This is a genomic window from Pararhizobium mangrovi (assembly GCF_006516965.1).
Taxonomy (GTDB): Bacteria; Pseudomonadota; Alphaproteobacteria; order Rhizobiales; family Rhizobiaceae; genus Pararhizobium_B; species Pararhizobium_B mangrovi.
Genome location: NZ_VHLH01000054.1, coordinates 1 through 11,073 on the forward strand (window position 1 = coordinate 1; position 11,073 = coordinate 11,073).

Here is an 11,073-nt window from a genome sequence, read left to right on the forward strand (position 1 = left end):
TTCATCCGGTCCCTCCCTGGACTCTGAAGTCTCACAACCTCAACATCCCCGGTCCGGACCGGATGGACAACCTAATGAAAGCTCACATCTAAGACGCCCGCTTCATTTCGCAGATCCCGGTCGGCAGTACGGGTCATGCGCGCATAAAAAAGCACGGACCGGCGAACCGGTCCGTGCCCGAACGCACGAAAATCAGGCGTCGATGCCGCTTACGGCATCAGGACGTGGTTGATGACGTGGACGACGCCGTTCGACTGGTTGACGTCGGCGGTCGTGACAACCGCACGATTGCCCTTGGCGTCGACGATGGCAAGACCCTGCTCGTAAGGCTCGACGGTCAGTTCCTCGCCATTGACGGTCTTGAGCATCAGCTTGCCGCCGTGCGCCTTGGCGTCACGCAGCATGTCCGGGCCGGAATGCATTCCCGGTACGACGTGATAGGTCAGGATCGACGTGAGCTGGTCCTTGTTCGCCGGCTTCATCAGCGAGTTCAGCGTGCTCTTCGGCACTTCGTTGAAGGCGCTGTTCGTCGGCGCGAACACCGTGAACGGGCCTTTGCCGGAAAGCGTATCGACGAGGCCTGCAGCCTTTACGGCCGCGACGAGCGTCGTCAGATTGTTCGCCTTCGAAGCGTTCTGAACGATGGTCTGCTGCGGCGACATCGGCGCACCACCGACCATCGGGTCGGACTGTGCCGAGGCGGTTGCGATGCCACCGGCGAAAGCGAGCGCTGTCGAAAGAGCGGCGGCAGTAAGGGTCTTCTTGAACATGGAACACCTCCGATTGTGTTTGCCTTGAACGACAAGGGACCTTACGCGCCGTGGCCGGCAAAAGTTTCACCACTTTCTCGCGAGCTGCATCATACGGGTTTCAGGCCCGCCCGTTCTCCGACGCCTCCGCCTCGCGCTCGCGAAAGGGATGCGCCTTGTAGACGCCGAGGATATTAAGCTCGCGTGAGAAGAAGCCGAGTTCTTCCAGGGCGTTGGCAAGCGGAGTATCGTCCGGATGGCCGATGACGTCGACATAGAACTGCGAGGCGAAGAAGCGCCCGCCGGTCTGGTAGCTCTCGAGCTTGGTCATGTTGACGCCGTTGGTCGCGAAACCGCCGAGCGCCTTGTAGAGGGCAGCCGGAAGGTTGCGCACGCGAAAGACGAAAGTGGTGATCATCAGGTCGCTCGGGCTTTCGCGCGCGATCCACTGCCTTTCCTTTTGAAGCACGACAAAGCGCGTCGCGTTCGTTTCCGTATCCTCGACGTTTTCGGCAACGATCTTAAGCCCGTAGAGGTCGGCGGCAAGCCGTGGCGCGAGCGCGGCCATGGTGCGTTCGCCGGTATCCGCGACGAGCCGTGCGGCACCCGCCGTGTCCCCGGCGACGACCGGCTTCCAACCGTTCTCGCGCACGATCCTGCGGCATTGGCCGAGCGCATGGATATGGCTGTGGACGGTGCGGATCTCCTCGACCTTCGTGCCGGGCAGCACCATCAGCTGGAAATGGATCGGCATGAAATATTCGCCGACGATGTAGAGCCCGGATTCGGGCATCAGATGATGGATGTCGGCGACGCGCCCGGCGATCGTGTTCTCGATCGGGATCATCGCGAGATCCGCCGACCCGTTCTCGACGGCGTTGAACGCGTCCTCGAAGGTCGGACAGGGAATCGTGTCCATGTCCGGGAACATGTCGCGGCAGGCCATGTCCGAATTGGCACCGATATCGCCTTGGAAGGCGATCCGTTTGACGCGGTCCGTCATTGTCAACTCCCGGTTTTGGAAAGGATCTGGCGAGCGCGCTCGAGATCGGCCGGCGTATCCACGCCGAGCGGTTCGCCCTCGACGATCTCGGCGTCGATGCGCATGCCCGCTTCGAGCGCGCGAAGCTGCTCCAGCCGTTCGCGGCGTTCGAGCGTCGACGGCGGCAGCGCGACGAAGCGCGCGAGTGCCGACCGGCGATAGGCGTAGAGCCCGATGTGATGATAAAACGGCCCCTCGCCCCAGGGCGCGCTTTCCCGGGTGAAATAGAGTGCGCGCAGGCGCGTCGGTCCAACCGGCGAGCCGACGAGCTTGACGATGTGGCTCGCCGTCCGGTCCGCATCGTCGGCGATCTCGGTCGTCAGCGTCGCGATGTCGACTTCGGGTTCTTCCAGCGGAGCGAGCGCGGCCCGCACCGTCTGCGGCGCGATGGTCGGAAGGTCGCCCTGCACGTTGACCACCGTGTCGATCTCGCCGCCCCCCTCGATCATGCCGAGCGCCTCGTGGATCCGGTCGGAGCCCGATGCGTGGTCGCCGCGCGTCATCACCGCCTCGAACCCCGCACCGCGAACGATCTCGGCGATCGCCTCGGTATCGGTCGCCACGACGACGCGCCCGATCGCCGCCTCGCTTGCCCGTCTTGCGACCTGCACGATCATCGCCTCGCCTGCGATCTCGGCGAGCGGCTTGCCCGGCAGGCGCGTGGAATGCATCCGGGCTGGGACGAGAACCACGACGGACGGGGCCATGCGCGCTCCTTCAAAGGGCTTCGACGAGGCGGAAACGCCGGGCTTTTGCCCTCTTGCGATCGTTCTCGATGCTTGTTGCAACAAGGCGGCAAAAGCCATAGGTTCCAGCCGAATTCAAGCGTGGCCGGGGATTAGGGGCCTGAACGCAAGGGGAGCGAGGACGCATGAACTCCGCGTTTTTGAACATGGCGGCGGGCGCCTTTCTGGGAACCTGTTTCGTCGCCATGTCGCTTTCGATCCTTTCGGGAGCGATCTACGATTCTCCGACGCCGGCCAAGGAAGGCTTCGTCATCAAGGCCGCGGTGCCGGAAGGCGGCGGATCGTCGCAGTCGCAAAAGCCGGAAGTTCCGCCGATCGCACCCCTGCTCGCGAGCGCCGATCCCGCGGAGGGAAAGTCGATCTTCAAGAAGTGCCAGACCTGCCATAACGGCGAAAAGGGCGGGCCAAACAAGATCGGCCCCAACCTTTGGGGCGTCGTCGGCCGGCCGATCGCCTCGCACGAGGGGTTCAGCTACTCCTCCGGCATGAAGGACTTCTCCGACGGCGGCAAGGAACACTGGACCTACGACCACCTGAACCATTTCATCCACGACCCGCAAGGCGTGGTGAAGGGCACGGCCATGACCTTCGCCGGCGTCAAGGACGACCAGCAGCGCGCCGACGTCATCGCCTATCTCCACACGCTTTCCGACGACCCGGTCCCCTTCCCCAAGCCCGACGAGGGCAAGAAGGAAGGTAAGGATTCGGCCTCCTCCGGTGACGGCGGCGACGCCAAGGCCGGCAACGGCGACGCGGGCAACGCCAAGGCGAAAGCCTCCGAAGGAGCCGACAGCCAAAACGCCGACTCGGGCCCGAAGGGCGCGTCCGGCACCGGCAATGCGACCGACGAGAACGGTGCGTCGGCGGCCGGCGACAACGGCGCGGGCGACGGCGGAAGCGGCAGCGGCAGCGGCTCGGGCAACGCGTCGGGCGATACCAACGGCAACGCGTCCGGCAGCACCGGCGGCAACGCCGGTTCGAACACGAACGATTCGAACGCAGGCGGCTCGGGCGACAAGGGTTCGAACGCAGCCGATTCGGGCAAGGCGAACTCGGGCGATGCCGGTTCGGCGGGCCAGAGCGAACCGAACGGCGTGACGAACAGCGATCAATCGAGCGAGCCGCGCACGCTTTCGCCGTCCGACCAGCCGGCGACGACCGACGATCCGAACGCCGGATCGCAGTCGCAAACGCAGAAATCGAACGAACAGAGCGGCCAGAAGGTGCCGGACGACGCACAGTAGCCGCATCGCCGCAACCGCGACGGACAGCAGCGGGCACGGGCCGGGACAAAGCGTCGTCGGAATTCGGATGGCTCCTGTTTTTCGCCGCGTTTCGCCTTATGCTGGCAGGACGACGAAGCCCGCCAACGAAGGGACGACCCGATGGAGCGACCCCGCGTCATTCCGAAGCTCATCTGGCCGAAGCTCATCTGCGCAGGCCTGATCGCCTGTGCGACTTCGATCGGCGCCATTGCCGCGCCGAATGCGACCGAAACCGCCGGTACGCAGGACGCGGGCCCGACCTGGCACACCGGCATCGCGCTCATCGGCAAGCCGAAATATCCATCGGGCTTCGACCATTTCGACTACGTCAATGTCGACGCGCCGAAGGGCGGCACGCTCAACCTTTCGGAAAGCGGATCCTTCGACACGCTGAACCCGATCCTCTCGAAGGGTGATCCGGCATCGGGCGTGCTCGCGGAGGTTTTCGAGCCTCTCTTCATGACATCGGAAGACGACGCCATCGCGTCCTACGCGCTCATCGCGGAGGCCGTTTCCTACCCCGACGACATCTCGTCCGCCACTTTCAAGCTGCGCAGGAACGCCCACTTCTCGGATGGGACGCCGGTAACGCCGGAAGACGTCGTCTGGAGCTTCCGTAAAGCCGTCGAACTCAATCCGCAGCAGCTCTTCTACTACAAGCACGTGAAGTCGGTGGAAAAGAGCGGCGACCACGCGGTCACCTTCCATTTCGACGAGAAGAACAACCGCGAACTCCCCTCGATCGTCAGCCAGATGCTCGTTCTACCGAAGCACTGGTGGACCGCGAACGGCCGCAGCATCGCCAGGACGACGCTCGAAGCGCCGATCGGATCGGGACCCTACACCATCGCCTCGATCGACCCGGGCGCGAAGATCGTGCTCAAGCGCGATCCGAACTATTGGGGCAAGGACCTGAACGTGAATGTCGGCCGGAACAATTTCGGCACGATCACCTACACCTACTATTCCGACCGCAATGTCGAGTTTCAGGCCTTCAAGTCCGGCAATGTCGATTTCTGGGCCGAGAACGAGGCCAAGCGCTGGGCGACGCAATACGGTTTCCCGGCCGTGAAACAGGGCCGCATCACACGCGAGACGGTTCCCAACCCGACGCGGGCGACCGGTGTGATGATCGGCTTCGTGCCGAACCTGCGCAGGGACATGTTCAAGGACCCGCGCGTCCGTCGCGCACTGAACCACTGCTTCAATTTCGAGGAACTGAACCGCACGATCTTCTACGGCCAGTACGAGCGCGTCGACAGCTACTTCTTCGGCACGCCGCTCGCAGCGCCCGGCGTGCCGACGGGCCGGGAGAAGGAGATCCTCGAAACGGTGAAGGACACCCTGCCCGCAGACGTGTTCACCAAGCCCTACACCAATCCGAAGTTCGGCTCCGACGCGGCGGAGCGCGACAATCTGCGCGAGGCGGTCGCCCTCTTCAGGCAAGCCGGCTACGAGATCCGCGGCGGGACGATGGTGAATGCCAAGACCGGCGATCCGTTCACCTTCCAGATCCTGCTGAACGGCCCGATCATCGAGAAGGTCGCGCTACCCTTCGCGCAGGAGCTCGGGCGGATCGGGGTAAAGGTCGACGTGCGCACGGTCGACCCCTCCTCCTATATCAATCGCCTGCGCAGTCGTAACTTCGACATGATCTACACGGGCTGGCCCGAGACCCTTTCGCCCGGCAACGAGCAGGCGGACTTTTGGGGCTCGGCGGCCGCCAAGCGCGATGGATCGCGCAACTATGCGGGCATTTCCGACCCCGGCATCGACACGCTGATCCGCGACGTGATCTTCGCCAAAGACCGTGACGAGCTGGTCGCGTCCACGCATGCCCTCGACCGCGCCCTGCTTTCTCATCATTACGTCGTGCCGAGCTACTCGCGGCGCGACGTGCCGATCGCCTTCTGGAAGACGATCGAGCGGCCGAAATCGCTGCCGGAATTCGGTCTCGGCTTCCCCGACAGCTGGTGGGCCGAAAAGGCCGGCGGGTCTCCCTCTTGACCGGCAGGGCAGATGATCCGGACTTCTCGCCGACCCGTCGGCGCCTTCTCGCCGTGTCGGCCGGTGCGGCGGGAGCGCTGTTCCTGCCGATCTCCGTCAGCGGTGCCTTCGCGGCAAACCCGACCGGCCGGCGGCTGCACGGCATCTCGGCTTTCGGCGACCTGAAATATCCGGCTGGATTCGAAAAGTTCGACTACGCCGATCCGGACGCGCCGACTGGCGGAACCTTCGCCTTCCAGCCGTCGACCACGAACTTCAACCAGAGCACGCAGACCTTCAACACGCTGAACAGCTTCGTGCTCGGCGGCGACGCGCCGCCACGCATGGAACTGACCTTCGACACGCTGCTCGTCGATTCCTACGACGAGCCGGACTCGCTCTACTGCCATCTGGCCGCATGGATCATGGTCAGCGAGGACCGCAATACCTATACCTTCGGCCTTCGCCCCGAAGCTCGGTTTCGCGACGGCACCCCGGTCACCTCGGCCGATGTCGTCTTCTCGCTGCTGCAGCTCAAGCAGAACGGCCACCCGCAGCTTGCCTTCCCGCTCGCCGAACTCATCAGCGCCAAGAGCCGCGGTCCGCATACGGCGGAAATCCGCTATTCCGGCAACCAGTCGGCGCATGCCGTGCTATCGCTTTCGACGATGCCGATCTTTTCGCGCGCCTACTACACGCAGCACCCCTTCGATTCCTCCAGCCTCGCCCCGCCTCTCTCCTCCGGGCCGTGGAAGGTGGGGCGCGTTGATGCGGGACGGACCATCGAATACGAACGCGCCGAAGATTACTGGGGCCGCGACCTGCCGACCATTCGCGGGCTCGACCATTTCGACCGGTTGCGCATTGACTTCTTCGCCGAGCGGGAACCGGCCTTCCAGGCCTTCAAGAAGGGCGACATCCTGTGGCGGGAGGAATTCACCGCGAAGGTCTGGGCAACCGGCTACGCGTTTCCCGCCGTAGGGGCCGGCAAGGTCGTCAAGGGCGAGTTCGCCGAGGAAAAGCGGCCGATCATGCAAGCCTGGGCGCTGAACCAGCGCCATGAACGCTTCGCCGATGTGCGCGTGCGCCAGGCGATCGATCTTTGCTTCGACTTCGCCTGGACGAACGCGAAGATCTTCTACAATGGCTATACCCGCTCCCAGTCGATCTTCGAGCGCTCGCCCTTCAAGGCCGAGGGCAAACCATCGCCCGCCGAGACGGCACTGATGAAGGGGCTCGGATCGGACGTGCCGGAAACGGCCTTCGGCGAGGCGCCGATGCAGCCGGTCGCGAACGGCTCCGGCAAGGATCGCGTGCTCCTCAAGAAGGCGAACGACCTGTTGAGCGAAGCGGGATGGAAGCGCGAGGGAACGGGTTTCGAAAAGGACGGAACGCCGCTCGACCTCGAGATCCTCATGAACACGACCTCGCTCGAACGCGCCTGCGCCGGCTTCGTCCAGAACATGCGCGATCTCGGCATCGGCGCGCGCATGCGCGTGGTGGACGCGGCGCAGTACCAGCGGCGCCTGCGCACGTTCGATTTCGACATGACCATGCTGGCGGTCTCGTTTTCCTCGACGCCGACGGCGGAAAGCCTGGGTCAGTTCTTCTCCAGCACGTCGGCGAAGCAGGAAGGGTCCTACAACCTGCCCGGCGTCGACCTCGGCCTTTACGACGCGCTCCTTCAAAGGATTGCCGAGGCGAAGACGCGCGACGACCTGGTCACGGCCATGCGCGTGCTTGACAGGGTGCTGCGCGCCCGGCTCGACTGGATCCCGTGCTGGTACGCGGCGAATCACCGCGTGGCCTACTGGGATGTTTTCGGCTTTTCACGGCCGAAGCCGGACTATGCATGGCCGGTGGAAAGGCTGTGGTGGTACGACACCAAGAAAGCGGAAGCGATCGGCAAGGTTTGACCGGTGATTGGCAAGGCTTGACCGGTGATCGGCAAGGTTTGACCGGTGAACGTCATGATTTGACCGGCGCCGATCGTGGGCCGTACCCCTCATCGAACGCGACCTTTGGAGCGAACGAATAGCCCATGGGCGCCTATATCCTCAGACGACTCCTGCTGATGATTCCGACCATCATCGGGATCATGGCGATCTCCTTCATCGTCATCCAGTTCGCGCCCGGCGGACCGGTCGAACAGGTGATCGCGCAGCTCCAGGGCCAGGGCGACACCTCGACCGGCCGTATTTCCGGCGGCGGCAGCGATTTCCAGGGCTCGCAGTCGGCAGCGGGCGGCAGCGGCAACGGCGAATACCGTGGCGCACAAGGGCTCGATCCCGAATTCATCGCCAAGCTCCGGAAGCAGTTCGGCTTCGACAAGCCGCCGCTCCAGCGCTTCGCCAAGATGATGTGGGACTACGCCCGCTTCGATTTCGGCCAGAGCTATTTCCGTGACATTTCGGTGATCGACCTCATCGGCGAAAAGCTTCCGGTCTCGATCTCGCTCGGCGTCTGGATCCTGCTTCTGTCCTACGCGATCTCGATCCCGCTCGGCATCAAGAAGGCCGTCGGCGACGGATCGCAGTTCGACGTGTGGACGTCGGGCATCATCATCGTCGCCTATGCGGTGCCGGGCTTCCTCTTCGGCATCCTGCTCATCGTGCTCTTCGCAGGCGGCTCGTTCTTCGACTGGTTCCCGCTGCGCGGCCTCGTCTCGGACAATTTCTGGTCCCTGCCCTGGTACTCGAAGATCCTCGACTATTTCTGGCACCTGACGCTGCCGCTGATCTCGCTGGCGCTCGCCGCCTTCGCGACATCGACGCTGCTCACCAAGAACTCCTTCATCGACGAGATCCGCAAGCAATACGTCGTCACCGCCCGTGCGAAGGGCCTCAGCGAACGGCGCGTGCTCTACGGCCACGTCTTCAGAAACGCCATGCTCATCATCATCGCGGGTTTCCCGGCAGCCTTCATCACCTCGTTCTTTTCCGGATCGCTGCTCATCGAGACGATCTTCTCGCTCGACGGGCTCGGCAGGCTCGGCTTCGAATCGGTCGTCAAGCGCGACTATCCGGTGGTCTTCGCCACGCTCTACATCTTCTCGCTGATGGGGCTCGTCGTCGGGCTCGTTTCCGATCTCACCTATACCTGGGTCGATCCGCGCATCGACTTCGAGCGGCGGGACGTTTGACGATGGATCGCGCCGTCGAGGAATACGAGACCGAGACGCACGGCCGCGCCGTGGTCGACGACGGTCCGCCGAAGGGCTGGATCTCGCCGACGAACAAGCGGCGCTGGCGCAACTTTAAGGCCAACCGGCGCGGCTACGTCTCGTTCTGGATCTTCATTATCCTCTTCGTGCTCACCCTGTTCGCCGAGTTCATCGCCAACGACCGGCCGATCCTCGTCGAATACAAGGGCGAGCTGCTGACGCCGATCTTCCACGATTACCCCGAAACGAAGTTCGGCGGCTTTCTCGCGCAGACCGACTACCGCGACCCCTTCATCAAGAAGGAGGTCGACGGCCACGGCTGGATGATCTGGCCGCCGATCCGCTATTCCTACAACACGGCGAATTCCTACATCCCGCATTCGGCGCCGACGGAGCCCTGGTGGCTGATGTCGAAGAAGGAACGCTGCCAGGCCTATCCCGAAGGGGCGAACGACCCGGACTGCACGCTCGGCAACATGGACTGGCTCGGCACCGACGACCAGGCGCGCGACGTGATGGCGCGCGTCATCTACGGGTTCCGGATATCCGTGCTCTTCGGTCTCGTGCTGACGGCCGCATCGGCGCTGATCGGCGTCTCGGCCGGCGCGATCCAGGGCTATTTCGGCGGCTGGACCGATCTCATCTTCCAGCGCGTCATCGAGATCTGGTCGTCGATTCCGGTGCTCTACATCCTGCTCATCATCGCCGCGATCCTGCCGCCGGGCTTCTGGGTGCTGCTCGGCATCATGCTGTTGTTTTCGTGGGTCGCCTTCGTTGGCATTGTCCGGGCGGAGTTCCTGCGCGCGCGCAACTTCGAATACGTCAACGCGGCGCGTGCGCTCGGCGTCGGCAACGTGACGATCATCTTCCGCCACCTCCTGCCGAACGCGATGGTCTCGACGTTGACCTTCCTGCCCTTCATCCTGTCGGGTTCGATCACGACGCTGACCTCGCTCGACTTCCTCGGCTTCGGCCTGCCGCCGGGCTCTCCCTCGCTCGGCGAACTGATCGCCCAGGGCAAGGACAACCTCCAGGCCCCCTGGCTCGGCCTGACGGCTTTCTTCGTACTATCCATCATGCTCTCGCTGCTGATCTTCATCGGCGAAGCGACCCGCGACGCCTTCGACCCGCGCAAGACGTTCCGGTAAGTGCAATTCGTTGCGATATGTTCGATAACCGCCGTCACCGGTGTGCAACGGCAAGAGCGCATTCGGATGAACAGGATCGTCGTTAGGCATTACCCTCCTCGAAACTGCCGCTGGAACTGCGCAACGATCTCCGTTCTGACGCAGCCGTAACGATTACGGTTGAGAAGGATCCGCGCGAAACGGTTTCGAACAATGATTTTCTCGGGCTCATGCGTGACGTTCAGGTAAAGGCGCAGCGGGTAGCGACGGAAGAAGCCGTCGCGCGCGCGTTCCGGAACGAGTGGTGACGTCCAGCGCCCTCTATCTCGACACGAACATCTTTATCGCCGCCTTCGAAAACAATGACGCATTTGCCGCTCGTCTGCTTGATCTCTCCACGGCGAGTTCGCTGAGAGCGCGACCATCGCTTGTGACCCGCGAACTGACGTTCGCCGAATTGATGGTGGTACTGCTGCTCGAAGAAAACGATCGCCTTGTCGAGCTTTACGAGGCGATTGCCGTATCGAACGCATCCGTCGACATCGTACCGGTCAATCGAACGGACCTTCGATCTGCGGCCGCGATGCGCGCAAGTCGGACCCCGCTGCGCCTACCCGGCGCGATCCGCCTTTCGACGGCGATCCATCAAAGCTGCGACCACCCTATGAGTTTGGCAACCGGAACATCGCACTATCGGCAGCCTGTCTTGAGCACATGCAAAACGCAGGAAATCACAGCGCGATCGTCGACACGAGGCTTATCAGGCGGCCATGCGGAAGATGTGGCGCAATCGCCGCCCACGCCTTGTCGGATAGTCAAAACAGATGCCTTGCCATAGCCGCCGCCCAGACTGATTAGAGGAGCAATTTACCGCAGATCATCGATGGCTCGTATGCGTTCCCAACCTAGATGTGGAGCCTCAACAGGTTGTCCTGATCGAGACCGAGGCGGCTGATGGGCACGGTGTCGTTTATCCCGCCATGGGGACGGTGCCA

General features: G+C 63.3%; 9 protein-coding genes. 6 read left to right on the forward strand and 3 right to left on the reverse strand.

Annotated elements, in window-relative coordinates; all coding sequences use genetic code 11:
* Positions 1-209: 209 nt before the first annotated feature.
* From FJU11_RS17875 to FJU11_RS17885, 3 genes are all read right to left on the reverse strand, one after another.
* The gene (locus FJU11_RS17875; RefSeq protein WP_141168434.1) at positions 210-770 is read right to left on the reverse strand and encodes a fasciclin domain-containing protein; all 561 of its coding nucleotides are present in this window, start codon (positions 768-770) and stop codon (positions 210-212) included.
* Positions 771-870: 100 nt separating this feature from the next.
* On the reverse strand, positions 871-1,752 hold the full coding sequence (locus FJU11_RS17880; RefSeq protein WP_141168435.1) for a prephenate dehydratase: 882 nt from the start codon (positions 1,750-1,752) through the stop codon (positions 871-873).
* A 2-nt stretch (positions 1,753-1,754) separates the two neighbouring features.
* A complete protein-coding gene (locus tag FJU11_RS17885) occupies positions 1,755-2,498 on the reverse strand; it encodes a 3-deoxy-manno-octulosonate cytidylyltransferase (RefSeq protein WP_141168436.1) in 744 nt (247 codons plus the stop codon).
* 164 nt (positions 2,499-2,662) lie between these two features.
* Between FJU11_RS17885 and FJU11_RS17890 the strand changes: the two genes are divergently transcribed.
* The 6 genes from FJU11_RS17890 (at position 2,663) to FJU11_RS18870 (ending at position 10,916) form a co-directional block, all read left to right on the forward strand.
* Complete coding sequence (locus tag FJU11_RS17890; protein ID WP_141168437.1) at positions 2,663-3,781, forward strand: c-type cytochrome; 1,119 nt, start codon at positions 2,663-2,665, stop codon at positions 3,779-3,781.
* 141 nt (positions 3,782-3,922) lie between these two features.
* Positions 3,923-5,809, forward strand: a complete 1,887-nt coding sequence (locus FJU11_RS17895) for an extracellular solute-binding protein (RefSeq protein WP_141168438.1) — start codon at positions 3,923-3,925, stop codon at positions 5,807-5,809.
* The gene (locus FJU11_RS17900; RefSeq protein WP_141168439.1) at positions 5,806-7,704 is read left to right on the forward strand and encodes an extracellular solute-binding protein; all 1,899 of its coding nucleotides are present in this window, start codon (positions 5,806-5,808) and stop codon (positions 7,702-7,704) included. The genes FJU11_RS17895 and FJU11_RS17900 overlap by 4 nt, the downstream gene beginning before the upstream one ends.
* Before the next feature lie 125 nt (positions 7,705-7,829).
* Positions 7,830-8,930, forward strand: a complete 1,101-nt coding sequence (locus tag FJU11_RS17905) for a microcin C ABC transporter permease YejB (RefSeq protein ID WP_141168440.1) — start codon at positions 7,830-7,832, stop codon at positions 8,928-8,930.
* 2 nt (positions 8,931-8,932) lie between these two features.
* Entirely contained in the window at positions 8,933-10,099 is a 1,167-nt protein-coding gene (locus tag FJU11_RS17910) for an ABC transporter permease (protein WP_141168441.1), read from the forward strand.
* A 283-nt stretch (positions 10,100-10,382) separates the two neighbouring features.
* Positions 10,383-10,916, forward strand: coding sequence for a type II toxin-antitoxin system VapC family toxin (locus tag FJU11_RS18870; protein ID WP_407946744.1), 534 nt, complete (start codon positions 10,383-10,385; stop codon positions 10,914-10,916).
* Positions 10,917-11,073: the final 157 nt, after the last annotated feature.